Below are 22,319 nucleotides of genomic sequence, written 5' to 3'. Positions count from 1 at the left end.
CTCACTCGCCTGTTACTTACTATATTTCTAGTATGTGGCTGCCATCAAAAAAGTATAAATATTTTTCCTTTACACGTTTTCCATAGCTTTTCTCGAGTGCCTGACTGTACATTTCAAGCTGCAAACGATAGCGATTTTCCAAAACAGGCCGTGCCTGCTCAAATCCGCCAGGGAAACGCTCCGAAATACTATCTGTTTTAAAGTCAATTAAAATAATACCGTCTGGCTCCTCAATGAGACAGTCGATAATCCCTTGTACGAGGACAAGCTCCTCGTCCTCTCCATGCCAATCCTGATAGGCGGATGATGCCGGAATCATCATCATAAACGGTACCTCGCGTTCTGCCAGCTCTGCCTGCATCGTCCGCTTTCCTAGCTGCGTTTGGAAAAACGCCACAATCTCTTCGACTACAATGCTTTCCGCCTGCTCGTACGTTAATAATTCCTTATTCACCATGTCAGCAAGCTGCTCCTGAATGCTTAATTCAGTAACCGGCTTTGTCCAATCTACATGTTGCATCACCGCATGAACAGCAGTTCCACGTTCCGCCGGTGTAAGACCTTTTCGCTCCATAAAACGCGGGCGCTTCTCAATCTGAGAACGGAAACCAGACAGAAAAGCTGTATCGCTTTCTTCATCCGCTTGATAATTACGCTTAATCTCAGAAACAGACTGCTTGGCGCGGTGGGTTGTAGCCGCTTCAAAGCTATACTGCCATGTGAGAATTTGCGTCACCTCATCCTTTTTCTCCGTCTCCACAGGCGCTGTTCGTTGCTCATATAAAGCTTGCACCAGCTCCTGCTTTTCCTCCTGCAGCTGCTGCTCTTCTCGGAGATCCGCCGCTTCAATCTGCCTCATCGCCCAACTCGCAGGATATTCATAGATTTCTGCTGGTATAGACGCACCGAGTGCCTCCTCCATAGATATGCTGCCTTTATGCCTCATTAACGCAGGACCAAGCCAATCTATATAAGAAGCGGCCTGCGCTCTCATATGGTCAGGTAATAACCAAGCATCGTAATCTCGCGCCTCTGTCCATTTTGAAAGTGCGGCACTTGCATCCTTCACTGTTCCGATTAAAATAAGCTTTTCCTTCGCACGCGTCAAGGCAACATAGAGAACACGCATTTCCTCTGCGATGAGCTCCATTTTCATCTTTCGTTTTATCGCAATTTGCGAAATTGTTGCGTACTTAATGCGCTTTTGTGGATCAATAAACGGAGAACCAAATCCTAAATCCTTATGAAGTAAAAACTTTTTATTTAAGTCCTGCATATTAAAGCGTCGGCCTAAGCCGGCAACAAAAACAACCGGGAACTCAAGACCTTTGCTTTTATGAATTGTCATAATACGTACAACATCCTCCTGCTCACCAAGCGCCCGCGCCGTTCCCATGTCATCGCCGCGCTCTAGGATACGCTCAATAAATCGGAGAAAGCGGAATAATCCGCGAAATGATGTAGCTTCATATTGCCGTGCCCTGTCATACAGGACGCGTAAATTAGCCTGACGCTGCTTGCCGCCTGGCAGACCACTCACAAAATCATAATAGCCCGTTTCACGATATACCTTCCAAATCAGATCCGAAAGCGGCTGCTGCGTAGCAAAACTGCGCCAACGCTGTACATTGTCAAAGAAGGAGGACAGCTTTTTACGAAGTGCTGCACTCCCATCCCGCTCAGCCTGCAAGAAGCTGCGCATCGCTTGATAGAAAGAACCTTTCTTTGCATGAATACGCAAAACAGCTAATTCCTCGTCTGTTGCCCCGACAAGCGGGGAGCGAAGAACAGCTGCGAGCGGGATATCCTGCGCTGGATTGTCAATAACACGAAGCACATTCAGCATAACACTTACTTCTGTTGCCTCGAAATATCCACTGGAAAGTTCTGCGTACACCGGAATACCCGAACGTTTAAATTCCTCCGTCATTTGCGGGGCAGTTGTCATCGAGCGAAGCAAAATGACAAAATCACGGTAGGAAACAGGACGCATCGCATTATGTTTTCGGTCGTACACCTCATAACCGGAGCTGACCATCTCTTTTATTCTTGCTGCAATCAAGCGTGCCTCCATTTGTGCCGCTTCCAAATCCATTGCTTCTTCGGCGTCTGCCTCTTCCTCGCCCGTCATTTCCTTCGTATTTTGATTTACAATCAGAAATTCAGCTGCAGTATCTGCTCCCTCTGGATAAGCTGCGCCAAGCTTTAATTCAGCATCTTTGTCATAGTCAAGATCACCAACTGCTTCACCCATAATTTGCTTAAACACAAAGTTTGTTCCATCAAGCACTTCAGAACGGCTCCGGAAGTTTTTAGCCAAATCAATACGCATGCCGCCATTCATACCATCTGGCGTAAAGCGCCTGTATTTCCCAAGAAACAAACCTGGCTCCGCAAGACGAAAGCGGTATACCGATTGCTTCACGTCTCCAACCATAAACAAATTGCCCGCCGCTTCTGTTTCCTTCGTTACCAGCCGCAAAATCGACTCTTGTACAAAGTTAACGTCCTGATACTCATCGATAAGCACCTCTGCAAACTTATCGCGATATTGCAGCGCCACAGCGGATGGTCTCAGCTCTTCTGCAGCTGTATCCTCCGCTAAAACCGCAAGACAGAGATGCTCTAAATCTGTAAAATCAACCATGCTTTTCTCACGCTTTACTGCTTGAAAACGAACAGAAAACTCCTTCACAAGGTGAATGAGCGTCTGCAGCACATAATGCATACGAGATAAATCCTTTACATAATTCTCTGGTAAACGGCTAAACAGCTCCTCCTGCAGCTTACCGATGTCATCCTTCACCTTTTTACGCAGCTTATCTGCTTTCTCAATTAAATCAGCATTGTAGTCAGCTTTTTTAATACGCTTAAATGTTTTCCATTCAATCTCCTGCATCGCACCATACAGCGTTTGCCAGGAGGTATGAGCCGCTGCTAACAGCCTTTCCAACAGGCTGAGGTCGCTCTCAAATGCCTCGATTTTCGGCGCAGGACCATCGGGCAGCTGAGAAAGTCGAATGGCTTTTTGCGTATATTGCTTTGCTCCTTCGAGCCGAAGGATAACATCCTGAAGCAAATACTGCGTATATGGTAAATCATCAATACTTTTTCCTTCCACATCATAAAATGCAACAAGCTTGTCCAGCCACTTCTCCGGATTAGGGTGTGCCCCCGCTTCAGTATAAAGCTTTAAAATCATATCCTGTAAATCGCTGTCACTTCTATCCCCTGTATAACGGTCCACTAAATCAAAAAACGCTTCATTTCCATCTAGACCGTATTCCTCCTCGAGGATATCGTTCATCACTTCTTCTTTTAGCAATTCAATTTCCGTTTCATTGGCAATCCGAAAGCTTGGATCAATATCAAGCATATAGTAATATGTTCGAATTACCTGTAAACAAAAGGAGTGAATCGTAGAGATGGATGCACGGCTAAGCAGGCTGAGCTGCCTGCGTAAATGCTGTGATGAAGGGTCATTCGTCAGCTCTTTGTCCAATGCCTCGCCAATTCGGTTTTTCATTTCCTGTGCTGAGGCATTCGTGAATGTCACAACGAGCAACCGGTCCACATCAATCGGGTTATCAGGAGAAATAATTTTTCGGATGATGCGCTCTACAAGAACAGCCGTTTTTCCTGAGCCAGCCGCTGCTGCAACTAGAATATCACGGCCGCTCGCCGCAATTGCCTTCCACTGATCATCCGTCCATTGGCTATTAGGCGGCTTTGCTAGAATAGAATCTATCATTCTGGTTCAACCTCCTCCCTCATTTTCTGTAGGGCTTCGTTCCCTTTCATCGGTCTTAATACCCGATATTGATTATCTCCGAGCGATTCATCAAATTGACAAACCGCTTTAAATTGACAAAATGTACAGGCTATTTTTTTATCCATTTTATAAGGAGCTATATCAATCTCTCCTTCTGCGATACGTGTTCCGGTACTCTCAAATGTCCGGCGAACATAAGACCTGAGCACTTGAAAATCCTCTTCGCTCGCTACCGACGAATTGGATGTAAATCCGCCACCCTTTTTGAAGCCTGCAGATATAATATGGGACGAGCTGGTTTCTTCTAAATTTTTATCCATCAACGTAACAATATCGGTATCTCCAAGTAAAAGTCCCTTCATTTTAAACTTCTTCATCATTTCCTGCTCAATCTCTGCCTCTGACAAAGAACGCTTCAAATCGATAAGCGGGTTATGGATATGAAAATACAATACGCCCGCCGGTGAGACTTCTTCTCCCTTTCCAACCCACTTGCTGGCATTTTCAACAACAACATCCAAATAGGTAAGCATTTGCAGCGCCAGCCCGTAATATACCTCTGTTACATCAAGAGCTTTCGCGCTCGACTTATAATCAATAATCCGTAAAAATGTGCCCTTTTCATGCTTAGCTTTATCCACACGATCAATCCGTCCGACAACCTTCATTTTTGTACCGCCAGGCAGCTCGAATTGAAGCGGCGGCAAAGCTTCCTCTCCAATGCCAAACGGAATTTCAAGCCCAACCGGCACAAACCCGCTCGCCTTTGCATGCTCACTTAAGATAAGAGAGGTGCGAAATAAAATATGCTGCAGCTTCCGCTTGAGATAATGATGGCGGTTGGAACTTAATAAGATTTCCTTTTGCAAAAGCGGCGCAAGCTCTTCTATCGCATCTGCCGCCAAATACTCGCACCCGCGTCTATCTAAATCCTGCCACGTCTTGTTCTCTTTTTCCAGCTTATCAGCAATATGCTTTAAAGCTGCATGGAATAATTGCCCGATATCCGGAGCATCGAGCTTAAAAATGTCGCGCTCCCTTAGTAACAAGCCGTGCTGGATGAAATGCGCATAGGAGCAGCGCTGAAACAGCTCAATACGCGAAACACTTCCTTGCACTGTTTCCCCATACAATTCTTGGCTTACACGTTCTGTTAACTTGCGGGCCTTATTTTCATAAAACAGGCTGCTGAGCACCAGCTTGCTTCTCCCGCTCCAAGCTGGTGATGTAATATAAAAATTGTACACATCCCACCAAAATGACAAATTGCTTTCATAGCCGTACCGTTTCCAATGCTGCAGCTGCTGCGTTAAGTATGACAATGTAACTGACGGCGTTGCAACAAATGAAAGCTGCTTCTCTAGCGTTATATCATTCACATCATTCGTTACAAACACTTCCTGCGCACGCGGAAACATTGCTTTGAGTCTTTTAAACAACGAGGACGGCAGCAGCGTTTTCCCTTCTTCATCAGCTAACGGACAGCATACATATAACCGCTCCGATGATCTCGTCAGCGTATGGTACAATACAAACTGCTCTTCTAACAGCTTTTGACGGCTCGTTGCCGCAAGCTCGATACCTGCTGTAAACAGCATCTCCCGCTCTTCGTCTGATATAACACCCTCATCGCTTGGTGCTGATGGAATCACACCCTCATTTGCTCCGATGACGAATACAGCGCGCACATTGGCCAGACGGGAGCGATCGATATTTGCGACGAGCACCTGATCAAGCGATGGCGGGATATTTGCAAACTGAAGCGCCTCTAACCCTGCTGTAATGACCTTGATGAACATATCACGGGACAGCTTTTCTTCCCCAAGCATTTCCACACATTTATCAAGCAAATCGATAACCTCTTGCCACACTTGGTCATGGTCATTCGCAAACAGAAGATTTCCTTCCTCTTCCTCCTTCAGCCGAAGTGCATCCAATTTTTTCGGAATTTTTAGCTCATCTAAAAATAAATACAGCGCTTCGCACATTTGCATCGTTGTTTTTGCACGTTTGAAGCGGTTTTGCAGCTGAAGAAGAGGTTTTGCGATTAACGTCCGCATTTCGTTCAGCTTTTCTTCAATCTCCCGTTCACTATCTGTTTGCCTCTCTGTATAATGTTCCAAAGACCGATAGCGGCGGTATGTCCATCGCTCTGAAGATGTCCACTTCTTCCCTTGTATACCATAGGAGAGACAATAATTTTCAAACTCATCCATGTCCTCGCGCAGCTTGTTCTTTTCCTCTCCCAGCGGGTACAACAGCTCAGTTTTCACGCAGCGGAATATTGCATCGTATCGCCAATTTCCAGTTATCACCTCAAGCGCAGAACGAATCAGCTCAATAAGCGGATGATGCAGCATCGCTCGTTTCTCATCAATAAAATAAGGAATATTGTAATCTGGGAAAATCGTTTTTAGTACGTCATAATAGCTATGGCCATTTCGTACCATAACAGCTATGTCCCGATAGCGATAGCCGTTTTCACGAACGAGACGGCGAATTTCCCGTGCGACGGCTTCTGCCTCCGCACGGCGGTTGGCGGCAGAATATAATGCAACATCTGGCTCTTGTCCGAAATACTTGTAAGGCCGCGTATCAAAATACTTCTCTAGGTGAGCTAAAGACTCACTTTTCACAAAGCGCTTTTGCTCCTGCAGCAGCACATGCTCCTGCATTGCAATGCCAGATTCCTTTGCCATACGCCCAAGCTTTTCATAGGAACCGCTCGATGGATAAAACAAATCTAATTCCTGCATATATCCGTTTGGCGCATGCTCCATCGTTAATGCGACTGTCACCTCAGCACCTGCAAGCAATAAATGCTTTAACACATTTATCTCCTGCGGTGTGAACGTATGAAACCCATCTACATATACAATCGCATCCTTCACATAGCGAGAATATGGAATTTTTTCCGCAAGAAGCTGCAAATAATCCTCACTATCTAAATAACGGCCAATAAGCGACCGCTCAAAATCTTCATATAGCAACTGCAAATCATGCAGTTTATTAGCCAGCAATATTTCTTGTGCTTTTTGGCTTTTTTGGTCTGCCTCCTGCCAAATGGCGTACAGATGAGACGGATTGACATTATGGCGCTTCAATTCGCTAATCATCCGGCTTACCTGCTCTAGAAAACCAGTTTGCTCACTTGCTTTTTGAAACACTGTTAACTCTTGTTTTCTCGCCTCAACAATTTTACGAAGTAACATCTGTACACCAGCTCCGTCAATATGCAGACGGCTTGCTCCTCCCGCCTCCTGCAGCACCTTCCATGCCAAACGAGAAAAGCTGAACACCTGGGCGCGAACAGAACCACTTATACCGTGATGAAGCGCCACTTGCGCCTGAAATGTCATCTGCTCTGGCACAAGATACAAAATTGTACGGCCGCGTGCTGATATGCGCAGCTCTTGACGGATTTCCTCTAGGCACAGCTCACTTTTGCCGCTGCCTGCCCGTCCGAGAATAAAACGAAGTGACATCATACCTCCACCCTTCACGAAAAAAGAAGGTAACTCAATGTTGAATTACCCCCTTTAAAATGCAGTGCTGACCTCATTAATCGGCCAATACCGTAAGTCAACCTTCCCAACAATTTTCTCTATTTTTACAAAGCCAAAATAACGGCTATCCCAGCTTCTTAAACGATTATCTCCAAGCAAAAACACGCTGTCCTTTGGAACCTTCATTTTTCCTGTTACTTCCTCTAAGGTGAAATCATCGGTCAGATGCCCGCCCATCATTTCTGCTTTAAAGCGATCCAAATATGGCTCTTTCATAAGCTTACCATTTATATATAGTCTATCACGTATATACTCAATTGTGTCACCTGGAAGCCCGATAATCCGCTTAACATAATCTTCCTTCTCATTCGCATGAAACACAACAACGTCAAACCGATGCAAGCTTCCTACATCATACCCAAGCTTATTAATGACAATCATGTTTCCATCCTGAAGCGTCGGCATCATTGACTTTCCCTCGACTACATAGGTCGAAAAGAAAAAAATCCGGACACATACAGCCAAAATAATGCCACATCCAATTATTTGCATCCATTGCACACCTTCTTGCTTCCACGCTCGCTTCATGACGCTCCCCCATTTCTTCCATGTATTAGGGCTGTCTATCAACATGAAGATTATTTCTTTGCGAGTTCTAGCCTCACTTCAACCTTTTTCCCAACATACCAAAGCAGGAAAATAACCAAAACTGCAATTGCCGTTTTCAAAGGCTTTTGCACAAATGAAAGCAAATCATGACCAACATAACTAATAATAAAAATCATAACAACCTTTCCAAGCAAAAGCGCAAGCGCAAACTGCCTTTGGCTAATTCTCGATAGGCCGGCAACTACATTGATTAAGGCAGACGGCGAAAACGGGAGACAAAACAAGATAAAAATAGGACCAAAACCTCTTCTCTCGATCCAAAGCATCGACTGCCGCACCTTTGGATGATCATTTAAAAATGTAAAAAAACGATGGCGGCCAAATTTTCGAACAAGCGCAAAGAGAAGCAATGACCCAATACAAGAGCCCAGCCATGAATAGAAGAATCCAACCCAAAGCCCATATGCTGCCGCGTTTGCCAACACAAATGCAACAAGCGGCAGCACCGGTATAAATGCCTCGACTATCGGAAGAAGAATACCTGCAAGCGGCCCAAAATCCCGATAGCTTTCAAGCAACCGCTCCATATGCTCCAATGTGAAAAATTCCCTGATTGTATGTATATCCATGTAAATACTGCTGCTCCTTCATCTCATACTTTCTTGTATTGTACCACTATTTTCCGATTTCGCTAAACGCGCTGTTTGCTTTCTTGTTTCTATTTCCATATATTCTGCGCAATTCCTTTTCATTTGCGAAAGAAATAGGTAAGTTATAAAGAAAAGCGGACAAGACCCACCTTTTATGGCAGCGTAGGGGTGGCTCGGAGTAAAAGACGCTTTTTGCCTGTTGCGGAGGTTCAGCCCTACGCTGCCATTTTGGACCTTGGGAGCTAGACATCACCCCGAAAAGTTATATTTTCTTGTAAAGAAAACTCGCTGATTGGCGAGCCCTGCCCCCCTGCGAAGACAGAGGCGTAACCCTACTTATACTGGATTCCTAAAATTTCTCGCTACGTCTGAGAATGTATGCTTTCTTAAAGCGTGAAAAAGAACACGAAAAAACCATCCGCTCTCTTACAAGTAAGATAAACAGATGGCTCATCTTTTTATAACGTCCACATCACTATCCATTTTTCCACCTCAATTGACGCAGTCCAAATCCATTACCATCATTTGAATCTGCTCTAATGTTAAGCTTTGAATAAAATCAATAAATTCAATGCCTGTAATCCCAAAGCGCTGACACTTCTCAGAATATTTTCGATAAGCCTCTGTATACATTTCCATTTGTACATTCTCCTCTCATCCTGTACGGTAATGTTTTTTAATTGTTTCATTTTCTAATATTTGTTACATTCATTGTACTATAACAGATTGTAAAAATCAACTTCTGTTTTATAATAAATCTACCCAATTTCTATTTCATTTAATCAAATCTGCATGCAAATAGGCTGTCCACAAGTCAGTTAACACCGACTTGTGAAACAGCCCTACAAAATTAGGTTTCCCATTTTGCTTTGTACGGATACATTGGCTCAGAAGCAAGCTGCGGCAGGTCTTGTTTGTTTACTGTTCGTGATACTTGCAGAAGCTTGCGCTTTTGGCGATCTTCTGACTCAGAGCGAAGGTGTGCGGTTCGATATAGCAATGTGTCAAAGCTTGTTTTTGAAATTCCCACTTCAAAGCTTTGGCCGTTCATGAATGTAATGAGAACATTGTTATGAGGAGTTGCTTTCGTGTTAGTAACGTGGAAATGAGAAATCCAAGAGCATTCTCTGCGGGTGTAGGACAAAGTAGAAAGAAAATACAGGCTTTCTGTGGAGCTGATTGCAATAGGTGCTTTATGGGTGATTCCAATTAATTCACGAGTGCCCTCTTTGCGGCCTTCAAAGCTAGAACCGTGGAAACGACAGCTTTGATCAACAACCTCATAAGGCCTTGGAAGCGCAATGAGGGTATCCTCTTCCTCTAAAATACCGGATAAAATTCGATTATCTACCGTTAACACAGGTACAATCGCCATTGTTTTTCGATTTATAATATAATCATATACAAATCGCGATGGTTTAAATTTCATATGATTTCTCCACCTTTCTATATTAAAGATTAGGAAAGATATCCCTTTACGGAGAATTATACCACCTTTTTATAAAAAGTGGAGATTTTTTTCTTTATTTATTAAAAATAAACTTTATTTGTCGTCATCTTTATGTATAAGCGATTAACATTTACATCGATTAGTACGTCGTCGTTGGCACATACCCTACTACTTACATACCTTTCATTCTAACAACAAAAACCCCCCTGTACGAATACAAGGGGGTAAAGGTTAGTACCTCAACACTTATCACCGTGGTGGAAAGTACAAGCGCCTATAATGATGAGCAAGATAAATAGTACGACGATAAGCGCAAAGCCATGACCGTAGCCTCCGCAGCCGTAACCGCCATATCCATATCCATAATCAAAACATGGTGTGTGGCAATAACCACCATAGACTGGAACTTGTTGAACAGGGGCTACAGGAGCCACATTTGCAGGCATTGGCGCATTGTTGCTGTAAGGAATATTCGCATTTGACATCATTTTTTTTACTCTTCCCTTCGTTGATAAGGAGGGATACTGCTGTACGGATACCATATCATATGCCTATAGAGGAAATGTGAGCGCGTCTATTTTTTATCTGCATAAATAAAAATCTTCGCAACAAACGGGTTCCCATTGCTTTTCGTTCCAGTCTCATAAGTGTTTGAACACGGATTACGCTTTATCATCAAAAACGGTTATTGGTGTGCATGCCCAGCTTTCTGTTCCCCTCTAGCCTGCTGATATTCAATAGATGATTGCAATCGTTCCTTACTCATCATCATCGCTACAATAAATGCTAGTGCCGTAGGAATGAGTGCCCACATAAATGTAGTTGTGATGGAGGAGGATAGGGCTGCCGTAATTTTATCTAAAATCGGTGCTGGTATCTGAGCGCGAGCCTCCGGCGCAAGCAGCACACGAGGGTCTTTAAACGCCGGATTTTCTGCCATTTGCCCGTTCCCCATACTTGCAAAAATATCATTTAGCTTCGCAGAGAAATCATTTCGTTGAATAATCCCGAAAACAGTAATTCCAAGTGACATTCCCAATGAGCGGATAAACGATACAGTAGCATTAACAGAGCCCCGCTGTGACGGTTCGAAATGGTGGATGGCCGCATTGCTTAGGACAGAGAAGGTAGCTCCAATTCCTAAACCTGCCAGAATCATGTAGATTGTCACTAGGAATCGTCCTGAATCTGGCTCTAATGTAGTTAATAAGAACATTCCTGCTGCAAAAATAATAGCAAAAAAGATCATGATGTTACGGTAACTCCATTTGCTCATTAAAAAGCCCCCGGTTGTAGCAGAAACAACCGAACCTAACATCATTGGGAGCAGGACGAGACCGGAATTTGTTGCAGTTCCCCCTAACACCCCTTGAATATAGATAGGGATATACACAGAAGCCGTAATGAAAGCCATACCGCTCAACAATCCTAAAAGATTGCTTGTAGCAAATAAGCGAACCTTAAACATTGGAAATGAGATAATCGGATCTGTTACTTTTCGTTCAATGAAAATGAAGGCAACAAACAACACGGCAAAAACAGCGAACAAGCCTAGAATGAAAGCTGAATCCCAATCATACTCATTGCCGCCCAATTCTAATGCAAACATCAAGCTGATTACGGCTCCAACTAGTGTCAAGGCGCCCCACCAGTCAATTTTTTGTTTGGTGTGAACAGGTGATTCCTTATAGAAGAAAACGATAAATACTAAAGCCAATAAACCTAAAGGAATGTTCACGTAAAACACCCAGCGCCAGTCCAGATAGTCTGTGATATAGGCACCTAATAGCGGACCAAAGATACTGGATAAACCAAATACAGCCCCAAATAATCCGCCTAGCTTGCCGCGTTGTTCAACTGGTACAGTATCAAACATAATTGTAAAGGCGATTGGGATAAGTGCTCCGCCGCCGATTCCCTGGATTGCACGATAGATACTAAGCTGGACAATGCTGTCCGCCATTCCGCACAAAATAGATCCTGACAAAAAGACAATTAATCCAAAAATAAAAAACCTTTTACGTCCGAACATATCCGACAATTTGCCGAATATTGGCATCCCCGCCATTTCAGCAACCATATACGCAGATGTAACCCATACAAACTTATCGAGCCCGCCAAGTTCACCTACAATTGTTCCCATTGCGGTAGCGACAATAGTATTATCCATAGACGCCATTAAAATTGCTAACAAGAGACCTGCCAACACAACTTTTAAATTGCTTTGTTTTATCCTCATATTTATGAATTCCTTTCTTAATTTAGAGAAAATCAGTAGCAATGCAAAATATAAACCTTTATTCATTTGGATATTTCGAACTCAAAGCCCTCTTTTGTAAGCAAAAAAGCATACTTGCCTTCACACTTTATGTATTGCGTACAAAAAAAGAACAAAAGAGTTCCTGATTAAGATTATGAGGTACAGTATGTTTATAGACTCGCTTGGGAAAACCGCACGTCTTCACTCTCCCCCTTTTGGTTCATTTTGGTAATCTCATTCTACTAAAAGAACATATGTTTGTATACTGATAATTCTCTACTCATAAAGCAAACTCGCCGATTGGTGAGCCCTGCTCTTAGGCGAAGCCAGAGGCATCGTTTCCCTTATACTGTATTCCTAAAGTTTCTCGCTACGTCGAATTGTCTTCCAGCTAGAAATTTCTTAAAGTGTAAAAAAGCTAGGTGACATTCATCATAGAAAAATGACCATCCTGATTCAGATGTGAAATAAATCAGGATGGTCATTTTGTGTCTGTTTATATCATTTTCTTAATTTGGCGGTCATGAGGCACTCTCTTCAAATGCACTTTTTACTTTCCTCTACTGCTTTAAAGCGGTAATTTCCTTTTTTAACTTTGCAAATTGCGCTTCATATCCATTTTGGGCTTCAAGCGCTTTTTTGTTTAGTTTCTCAATGTCTTTCTCATGCTTGTTTTTTACTTTAGCTGCATCTACTGTTTGTTTCTCGATGATTCGGTTTAACTCTAAAACCGTATCATTCATTTCTTCTCTTTTCTTAACTTCTTTGGATAGCTCCTCTTGATGTTCAGTTAACAGCTTTTGTTGCAGCTCTAATATTTCACTTTGTTTTTCTAAATCTTTTTGTTCAGAAATTTGTATTATTTCATTTTTGTGGGTTTCAACAGCAAGGGCTAACTGCTGTTCTAACTCTCCTATTTCTTGCAATTCTTGCTGTGCAGCATGTAATTGATTCTGCAAATCTGCTATCTTTTGTAGGGATTCCTGATTTTCTTTCGTTGCTGCCTCTACTTTAAGGTGCAGCTCCTCTTTATCAGCTGCTAGCTTTGCCTTATCAGAATGAAGTATCTCAATTGTTGCATTTAATTTTTCGATAGAAGTTTTTTGCGTTTGTGTTAATTTTTCTAAACGTGCTTCAGCCTTTTTTAATTCAAGAATTTGCTTTACTTGGGATTTTGTAAGCTCTTCTTCAGAATTTAGCTTAGCTGACAGCTCCTCTATCTTTCCTTGTAATTCCTTTTTATTCTGTTCAAAACCAAATGGATTTTGTTCTAGCCTTTCTCTCGATGTTGTAATAACGGATGTGAAAATATCATGCAGTCGAAAAGCCAAGTTGTTTGCTCTTTGGATTTGAGTTCCAAAAGTTTCAACGCTTTCTAATGAAACAGCAAAATAGCGGGCCGTTAATGTTTTCATCGCTTCATTAAAGTGAGCAACACTCTCTAACTCTACCATTCTATTACCCTTCGCTTTTTCTTCATCAGCTATGCGTGTCGATTTGTTATGTAGTTCCTCTTTCTTTTTCAGTCCCTTTTCTCCTGCTGCTTCAACTGGGAACACTTTTGTTTTATCAGTCATGATTTTTCCCCCTTGAAATTACCAATTCATATCTATCTTTATTGTATTCCTTTTTTGCTAAGAAAACAAACCCATCGTACAACAAATCACTTAAATTACCGTATGCAATTTAAGATTCTAGCGCAGAAAATCTAGTAAAATTGCGCATATTGATATTATTAAGCTAGAAAATGAAAAGGCTTTAATAGGAATTGAGGCAGATTAAATATCTTCTTCCAGATTCCCTCTCCTTTCACTCGCAAAAAGGGTGCCCTCATTTCGGGACACCCCTCCTCACCAGCTTCTTATTTCGTAAACTGCTCTTCCTCTGTAGATCCCTTCAACGCTGTTGTTGAAGATGTTCCTCCAGTAATGACCTGAGCTACTTGATCAAAGTAGCCTGTTCCGACCTCGCGCTGGTGGCGGGTTGCGCTGTAGCCATGCTCTTCAGCAGCAAATTCGGCCTGCTGCAGCTCGGAATATGCTGCCATGCCACGCTCCTTGTAGCCGCGCGCCAGCTCAAACATACCGTAGTTTAGAGAATGGAAGCCAGCCAATGTTACGAATTGGAACTTATATCCGTATGTCGCAATTTCACGCTGGAAATTTGCAATTGTTTTGTCATCTAATTTCTTCTTCCAGTTGAAGGAAGGCGAGCAGTTATACGCTAAGAGCTTACCTGGGAATTTTGCATGGATGGCATCTGCAAAGCGCTTTGCGTCCTCTAAATTCGGCTCAGACGTTTCACACCAAATTAAATCTGCGTATGGTGCATAGGCAAGACCGCGGGCAATCGCTTGGTCGAGACCCGCACGCGTACGGAAGAAGCCTTCTGCTGTTCTTTCACCTGTAATGAACGGCTTGTCGTTGTCATCGATATCACTTGTGATCAAATCCGCAGCGTCAGCATCCGTACGGGCTACGATAATTGTTGGAACCCCCATTACATCAGCTGCAAGGCGTGCAGAGATTAAGTTGCGTACCGCTGTTTGCGTCGGAAGCAACACTTTTCCGCCTAAGTGACCACATTTTTTCTCCGAAGATAATTGGTCTTCAAAATGGACACCGGCAGCTCCCGCTTCGATCATGCCTTTCATCAGCTCAAAAACATTCAATTGACCGCCAAATCCCGCCTCTGCGTCAGCTACAATTGGAACGAAATAGTCAATCTCTCCGTTTTCCTCCATATGCTGAATTTGGTCAGCACGCTGAAGCGTCTGGTTAATGCGTTTTACAACAGCTGGCACGCTGTTTGCCGGATACAAGCTTTGATCTGGGTACATGTGGCCGGCAAGATTGGCATCTGCCGCCACCTGCCAACCGCTCAAGTAAATAGCTTTCAAACCAGCCTTTACTTGCTGCATCGCCTGGTTTCCAGTTAATGCACCAAGTGCATTGATGTAATCCTCTGTATGAAGGCCCTTCCAGAGCTTTTCTGCACCGCGGCGGGCAAGCGTATGCTCAATATCAATAGAACCGCGCAGACGAATTACATCCTCAGCAGTATACGGACGCGTAATTCCTTTCCAACGAGAGTCCATTTCCCAGCTTTCTTGTAATTGTTGAATTCTTGTATTTGTCATTATCATGTCATCCCCTTTACATAGTATAAAAGATACATTGCCTATAACTTGCTTTCTTATAGAATGTCGTAGGCTGGCAGTGTTAAAAAGTCTACGAATTCATCATCCCGTACGAGTTTCGTGAATAACTCTGCCGCTTCTTCAAAGCGCCCGTTCGCAAAATTCTCGTCTCCGACCTCTTGCCGAATTCTCCGCATTTCCTCCTCTTGCAGCTGCTCAACAAGTCTGAACGTAATTTTTGTACCATCTTCAAGCTTGCCATCGTCATGACGCACCCATTGCCATACCTGGGCCCGAGAAATTTCCGCTGTTGCAGCATCTTCCATTAAGTTATAAATAGGTGCGGCGCCCCTCCCGCATAGCCATGATGCAATATATTGAATTCCAACATTAATATTGGTGCGCAATCCTTGTTCTGTGATCGTTCCAACAGGCACCTCGATGAGCTGCTCCTCTGTCACATGAACATCATCGCGCTTTACATGAATTTGATTTGGCGTTGCCATCGCCTGATTAAATACCTCGATTGCCACCGGCACAAGTCCCGGATGGGCAACCCATGTCCCGTCATGACCCTCCGTAGCCTCACGCTCTTTATCGGCACGCACCTTTTGGAATGCTTGCTCATTCGCCACCGGATCATTTTTGATCGGAATTTGTGCCGCCATACCTCCCATTGCTGGTGCATTGCGGCGATGGCATGTTTGAATGACCTTGAGGCAATATGCTTTCATAAATGGAACCGCCATTGTTACCTGAGCACGGTCTGGAATTAAGAACTGCGGCAGCTTGCGAAATGTTTTCAAAAAGCTGAAAATATAATCCCATCGACCGCAATTGAGACCCGCAGAATGATCGCGCAGTTCATACAAAATTTCATCCATTTCAAATGCAGCATGAATGGTCTCTATAAGTACAGTTGCTTTAATGGAACTGTTTGGAATGCCGATATACTCCTGCGAGTAGACAAACACATCATTCCAAAGTCTCGCTTCTAAATGACTCTGCAGCTTTGGAAGGTAAAAGTATGGACCGCTCCCTTTTTCCAGCAAGTTCTTTGCGTTGTGAAAGAAATATAATCCAAAATCAAATAAGCTTCCGGAGATTTCTTCACCGTCTATGAGAATATGTTTCTCGTTTAAATGCCATCCTCTCGGTCTTACAAGAAGAACAGCAGTTGTTTCGTTAAGTTTGTATTGTTTTCCATTCGAGTGGCTAAGTGAGATTGTTCGGTTGACAGCATCGCGTAAGTTGATTTGACCTTCGAGGTTGTTGTGCCATGTAGGAGAGTTAGCGTCTTCAAAATCCGCCATAAACATTTTCGCACCGGAGTTTAGAGCATTGATAACCATTTTACGATCGACCGGACCGGTAATTTCCACGCGGCGGTCTTGCAGGTCTGCCGGCAGCGGAGCAATTGTCCAATCACCGTTTCGTATATGCTCTGTTTCTTTCAAAAACCTAGGAAGCTCTCCAGCGTTGATTCGCTCCTGCTTTTCCTTGCGAAGCGCAAGCAATTCTTTTCTTCGCCCATTAAATTTCCGATGCAGAGACTTAATAAACGCCAGTGCTTCCGGTGTTAAAATTTCAGAGGTGGCAGCTGTTGCTTCTTCAGTAATTGTTACTCCAGCCGTTTGTGTTGGCATATGACCAACTCCTTTCTATACCTTCTGTATTATAACATGATTCCTTTACCTGTTTTATATTATATAACAGATTCACAAAAATGGAAGATGTTTTTTGAATTTTATGGTAAATTTTTATGTAAAAGTTGAACACCAAGGAAAAATAAGCCTAAAATAAAGAAAACTCGTCGATTGGCGAGCCCTGCCCTTGGGTGAAGACAGAGACGTAGTTGCACTTATACTGGATTCCTAAAATTTCTGACTACGTCGAATTCGTGCCTAACTGGAAATTTATACTTTCTTACAGTACTAAGGAGAGAGATTAAAATATCCCTGCTAATTTACTGCGTTCTTATCCTATTTTTTCACAAACGAAATTGACCTAAAAAGGAATATGCATTCCTTTTTAGGTCAACCTGTTAATTATAAATAAACGGTTCCCTTCACTTCTTTCCATACTCTTCTAAGTAAGTGATTCTCTCCAGCATCGTTGGATGTGTATACAGAAAAAGTTTTACAAGTCCTGGTGGGTTTACTTGACTTAAGCTTGTTTTGGAAAGATCTTGAAAGGTCTCTACAGCCGCTTTCTTGTCTTCCGTCATTTCCATGGCGTATTGATCAGACACCCGCTCCTCCATACGAGATACATAGTTTTCTGCCGGACTGACTGCAAAAGAAAGCACGGAGGAAACAAGAAAAAATAACGGGAGTACCGACAAACTGGCAAGAGTGCGTATGTTCAGCACGCCTCCCCATTTTGCAATGATAAACTGTAAAATGCGATGTATGAGATATAAGCCGACGAATGATATGGCGATCGAACTGGCTACAGCCCAATAAATATGCTTTTTCACGTAATGCGCCATTTCATGAGCCATAATAAATAAGATCTCGTTTTCACTCAACTGCTTCAGAGTTGTATCCCATAGTACGATACGGGAGTTCGATCCGATACCTGTTACATATGCATTTAAAGACTTCGTTTTTTCGGACATATTTACTTCATATACATTGTCAGCAGGAATATCTGCTTCGCTGGCAAGAGATAGAATTTTTTGTTTCAATTCCTGGTTTTGCAATGGCTGAAAGTCATTATACAGCGGGTCTAGGACAACCGGCTGAATAAACGTTAGAAAAATGGTAAACGGTACAGACAAGGCCCAAGCATGGAACCACCATCGTTTTTCACTTTTTCGGATCAGCCACATCAAAGTAGCAACAACGAGCAGCATGATGCCAAAGTTGACCCAAAAATCAATCACAATATCCTTGAACCAGCTTGCTAATGTTTGTGTTGAAATCCCATATGATTTTGACACTTGATAGCCCATCCATTTAAAGGGAAGCGCTAAAACTGTCGTTACCAGCGATAAGTAAAAGAAGTAAATAGCAACTTGCCCAACACGCAGCCTCGTAATCAGTTTAGCCGAATCCTCAAATCGTTTGGAGATACCAAGAACAAGGATCAGGAATAAAACAAGCCACTCAAATGGTGTCGCCAAAAAGAACAGCAAATACTTTGTGCGAGAAAATTCCTGACTCAGCATAAGCTCGCGGGCATTCATAAACGTTGCCGGATCTGCGCTTGTTCCCTTATACGCCTCTGGAATGTCCGCGCTTGTTCCATAAAATAAATACCAATATATAAACAGCCCGAAACATACATACACGAAAAGAGACCAACTCACTGCTTTGCGCATTTGTTCCCCTCCCCTTTGATGTACAAACTACTGCACGTACTATTATTGTAGTGCGCAGCAGAAAAATTAGAACAAGCAATACCGGATATCTTTCAGGTCCTCCCTTCAATTGCTTCCTTTATCTCTTATAAGAAAAAGGTTGCTGGGGCATAGGAGAAAAACTAATTCTTCAATATATCAGATCAACATGTATGCAAGTTATTTTTTTAACAGCTTGCGCCGGCTTTCCTTATAGTTATTTTTCTCACATTGTGGTTCATAAACAGAAGGGTAAAGGCGTGACTTCATTTATCTGTGTTCGATCAAAAATGAATGATAAAAGGCTCTCTTCCAAATTTAGAGAGCTTTTTTGGGGGAATTGGAAAAATTTACGCAGGGTGAAAAATGTGGTGATTTTTTATTAATTTAAATCCTTGAAGTTGTTACATTTCTTTTGAAGTATGCTCTATCACCTGTTCTTTATCATCAGCAAGGGATATCAATGTGCCTATGACTTCATCAAGTTCCGATGACCCAACAAATATTCCCTCATTTGCGTTTCTTTCTTTCTCAATGAGAGCGACAACAGCTTTTACTAGGGCCTCATCCTTTTTCATGGTTTTTAGCCTCCTTTCTCCCATACCCCATACCAACCCCCCTGCCCCTAAAAACCTCTTAGAGCACAATTTAAAGGCTTTGGTAGATAGTGTATACACCTAACTTCCGAAAAATACTCTAGCCCTTCAAAATGCCTATTAAAGCTCTGTTTGCTGAAGGGATCAAGTAGCAGCTTATTTGGAATTTGAAGATACGCCTACAGGAGGTTTGACAATCCCACAGCTGAAGCAGTGGGATTCTAACCCCCACGCCGTTAGACATAACGCTTCACAGCGGTCAATCTGTGCTGTCAGGTTTTCCTACGTCGTTTGAACCTTCAGTTCAAAAAGGATGTACCTACTACTGCTCGGTACCCATTAGGCGATCATCGACTGTCCATCGACGAGAATTCTCAGCCCTTCAGCCAAGATATTGTTTGCAGCATTTACGTCTCTATCATGAGTTGCATTACATTCTGAACATATCCATTCTCGGACTCCTAAGTTCTTTACTTCTGGGTTCTTATGCCCACAACATGAACATAATTGAGAAGAAGCAAAATTGGAGCCTACCACGACAAGTGTTTTACCATACCACTTGCACTTATATTCCAACATACGTCGAAACTCAAACCAAGAGACTTCAGATATTGCTTTTGCCAATTTCCCATTCTTGAGCATATTCTTCACACGAAGGTCTTCTATGCATATCACTTGGTTTTCGCGAACAAGCGAAGAAGTTATCTTGTGCAAGAAATCTGTACGAGCATTGACTATTTTTCCATGAATTTTCGCTACCTTTTTGCGTTGTTTCTTCCAATTGGAGCTGTTGTATTTCCGTCTTGATAGAACCTGTTGTGCTTTTATGAGTTTGTCTTCTAGTTTCCGAAGCCACTTTGGATTTTCAATTTTTGTTCCATCGGAAAATGTAGCAAAATCTTTTAATCCCACATCTATACCCACTTGAAAGAGTGAAGGTTGTACATATTCTATTTCTTGCTCTGTTAGGAGCGAAACAAAATACTTTCCTGTTGCATTCATACTGACTGTAGCAGACAATATTTTCCCCTTTACTTGTTGTGTGGGAACAAATTCAACGAGCCCTAACTTTGGGATTTTCATAAAACGGTCTTGTTCCACTCGAATAGTCGGACCACTTTTACTATAGTTACATTTGGAGGTGTAGGAATGCACCTCATTTTTCTTGCTTTTAAACTTAGGTTTCCCTTTCTTCTTTTGGTAGTATTGTTTAAAGGATTCCCCTAAATCTTGTAGAGAGTTTTGCAAAGCAGTAGAATCTGCTTCTTTCAACCAATCCAATTGTTTTTTCAATTCTGTTACTTCTTTTTGTTCTTTCACTGCGTTAAAAAAATCCGATTTCCATCGGTTTTCAGGAAGTTGTCCGTTTTGAACCATTTCCTCAGTTATATACCAATAAGCATCTTGTTTCTTTTGAGCGCCTAAAGCCAGATTCCAAATATAACGACAGCATCCCAACGTTTTATGTATTAAGATTCTCTGTTCTTCAGTGGGATAGATTCTAAACTTATATGCTTTGTGAATTTTCATTTTTTCACACCCAGTACATACGTTCTGTATCTATTATACAAAAAAAGAAAATATTTGAAAAGTAGCTGTGATAAACAACATAAAAAAATCAAACAATTGACGTACCTAAAGGTACACCTTGTTTGACCTCACTTTTATCCCACACCTGAAGGAGCGAGCTTTCCCGTTTAGAAAATCTGTAAAATGTTCCTCACCACGGAAGGAACTTTTTTCCTTTTATGGTGAAGGTTATTTTGCGGAAGGAAATAGGCCGTGGGAGCTAGACATCGCTCCCAACAGTTATACTTTCATTGTAAAAAAATGGACTGTCAGGAAAAACCTATCAAAATCAAAGGTTTCTATGACAATCCATTTTATATTTTCTCTTGCAGTTATTGTTTTCGCTAGCCTTTTCTACGTTTCAAATCATCGACATTGTACTTCGAGTTGTCTTTTTCAACAACAAACACTACATTATTTCGTACGCAAACGATCCAACAAAACAGCTAGAATAATAACCGCCCCTTTAATAACAAGCTGCCAATAATAGCTCACGTTTAACAAAGTGAGACCGTTGCTAAGAACCCCCATAATAAGCGCTCCGATAATCGTTCCGCGAATTGTTCCGACTCCGCCGGTAAAGCTTGTTCCACCGAGAATAACAGCGGCGATCGCATCTAGTTCAAAGCCAACACCGGCTGTTGGCTGTCCAGAATACAATCTGCCTGCAAGCACTACGCCCGCAAGTCCTGATAAAAGACCGCTGATTACATACACTTTAATGAGGGTAGCTCCTACCTTAATTCCAGTAAGGCTGGCAGCTTCTTCATTTCCGCCGATTGCATAGACATGGCGGCCAAACATCGTATATTTTAAAACGAAGAAAGTAATGATATAAATGAAGGCCATAATGAAAATCGGTGTAGGAATCCCTACAATATCACCCGCACCAAAAAACTTAAATAACGGGTCTGCCAATACAATTGGATATCCTCCGCTAATTACATAAGCAAGTCCTCTGATATATGTAAAACTTCCTAACGTTACAATAAATGCCGGAAGCTTTACTTTAGCTGTTAAATAGCCGTTCACAAAACCAGCTGCCACACCAATGATCACGCCCGTTGCCATGGAAATAACAGCATTGACTCCCTGCTGCGAAAGCATAACAGATATAACACCGGACAATGCAACTGTAGATCCTACGGATAAGTCGATACCGCCAGTCAAAATAACAAATGTCATACCAGCCGCTAAAATAGCGATAATCGAAATTTGCTTCAATACATTAAGAAGGTTGTTTACCTCTAAAAAGTTAGACGTAAGAATTGACAGAACGACACACATTAACACAAGAATCACAATCGTGCTATATTGATTCCATAGCTCTTTAACACTCCATTTTCCCTTGGCACGACTAGCCTGTAAAACCGATACGTCTGTTTTCATGCTATCTCTCCTGTCGCATAATACATAATTTTTTCT

At 42.4% G+C, this 22,319-nt stretch carries 15 protein-coding genes; all 15 read right to left on the bottom strand.

Translation table 11 applies throughout. The features are described from left to right. Positions 1-19: 19 nt before the first annotated feature. Positions 20-3,751: a helicase-exonuclease AddAB subunit AddA gene (gene addA / locus AAHB12_RS24590; protein ID WP_342047720.1), complete on the bottom strand. Its 3,732-nt coding sequence runs from the start codon at positions 3,749-3,751 to the stop codon at positions 20-22. Further along, positions 3,748-7,257, bottom strand: coding sequence for a helicase-exonuclease AddAB subunit AddB (addB, locus tag AAHB12_RS24585; protein WP_342047740.1), 3,510 nt, complete (start codon positions 7,255-7,257; stop codon positions 3,748-3,750). The genes addA and addB overlap by 4 nt, the downstream gene beginning before the upstream one ends. A gap of 54 nt (positions 7,258-7,311) precedes the next feature. Next, the gene (lepB, locus tag AAHB12_RS24580; RefSeq protein ID WP_342047718.1) at positions 7,312-7,866 is read right to left on the bottom strand and encodes a signal peptidase I; all 555 of its coding nucleotides are present in this window, start codon (positions 7,864-7,866) and stop codon (positions 7,312-7,314) included. 50 nt (positions 7,867-7,916) lie between these two features. Next, positions 7,917-8,516: a TVP38/TMEM64 family protein gene (locus AAHB12_RS24575; protein WP_129726640.1), complete on the bottom strand. Its 600-nt coding sequence runs from the start codon at positions 8,514-8,516 to the stop codon at positions 7,917-7,919. Between the two features lie 513 nt (positions 8,517-9,029). After that, positions 9,030-9,176 (bottom strand): hypothetical protein, encoded by a 147-nt coding sequence (locus tag AAHB12_RS24570; RefSeq protein ID WP_342047716.1) that lies wholly within the window; start codon positions 9,174-9,176, stop codon positions 9,030-9,032. Between the two features lie 211 nt (positions 9,177-9,387). After that, on the bottom strand, positions 9,388-9,966 hold the full coding sequence (locus AAHB12_RS24565) for a competence protein ComK (RefSeq protein WP_129726639.1): 579 nt from the start codon (positions 9,964-9,966) through the stop codon (positions 9,388-9,390). Between the two features lie 260 nt (positions 9,967-10,226). Next, on the bottom strand, positions 10,227-10,433 hold the full coding sequence (locus AAHB12_RS24560; protein ID WP_446715608.1) for a YjcZ family sporulation protein: 207 nt from the start codon (positions 10,431-10,433) through the stop codon (positions 10,227-10,229). A gap of 239 nt (positions 10,434-10,672) precedes the next feature. Then, complete coding sequence (locus AAHB12_RS24555) at positions 10,673-12,226, bottom strand: MDR family MFS transporter (protein WP_342047714.1); 1,554 nt, start codon at positions 12,224-12,226, stop codon at positions 10,673-10,675. Between the two features lie 581 nt (positions 12,227-12,807). After that, positions 12,808-13,824, bottom strand: a complete 1,017-nt coding sequence (locus AAHB12_RS24550; protein WP_342047713.1) for a hypothetical protein — start codon at positions 13,822-13,824, stop codon at positions 12,808-12,810. A gap of 284 nt (positions 13,825-14,108) precedes the next feature. Then, positions 14,109-15,386 (bottom strand): isocitrate lyase, encoded by a 1,278-nt coding sequence (aceA, locus tag AAHB12_RS24545; protein ID WP_342047710.1) that lies wholly within the window; start codon positions 15,384-15,386, stop codon positions 14,109-14,111. A gap of 56 nt (positions 15,387-15,442) precedes the next feature. Further along, positions 15,443-17,032 carry a malate synthase A gene (gene aceB, locus AAHB12_RS24540; RefSeq protein WP_342047708.1) on the bottom strand — a complete coding sequence of 530 codons (1,590 nt, stop codon included), beginning with the start codon at positions 17,030-17,032 and terminating at the stop codon, positions 15,443-15,445. Between the two features lie 422 nt (positions 17,033-17,454). Further along, a complete protein-coding gene (locus AAHB12_RS24535) occupies positions 17,455-18,711 on the bottom strand; it encodes a M48 family metallopeptidase (RefSeq protein WP_342047706.1) in 1,257 nt (418 codons plus the stop codon). Positions 18,712-19,133: 422 nt separating this feature from the next. Continuing rightward, complete coding sequence (locus AAHB12_RS24530; protein ID WP_342047704.1) at positions 19,134-19,307, bottom strand: hypothetical protein; 174 nt, start codon at positions 19,305-19,307, stop codon at positions 19,134-19,136. A gap of 357 nt (positions 19,308-19,664) precedes the next feature. Continuing rightward, entirely contained in the window at positions 19,665-20,855 is a 1,191-nt protein-coding gene (tnpB, locus tag AAHB12_RS24525; protein WP_342047702.1) for an IS200/IS605 family element RNA-guided endonuclease TnpB, read from the bottom strand. 453 nt (positions 20,856-21,308) lie between these two features. Continuing rightward, positions 21,309-22,283 (bottom strand): ABC transporter permease, encoded by a 975-nt coding sequence (locus AAHB12_RS24520; protein ID WP_342047701.1) that lies wholly within the window; start codon positions 22,281-22,283, stop codon positions 21,309-21,311. Positions 22,284-22,319 lie beyond the last annotated feature (36 nt).

The sequence above is a fragment of the Bacillus sp. OTU530 genome (genome assembly GCF_038440375.1).
Note: the sequence above shows the minus strand (reverse complement) of the source record. Positions and strands in the feature narration are given on the sequence as shown.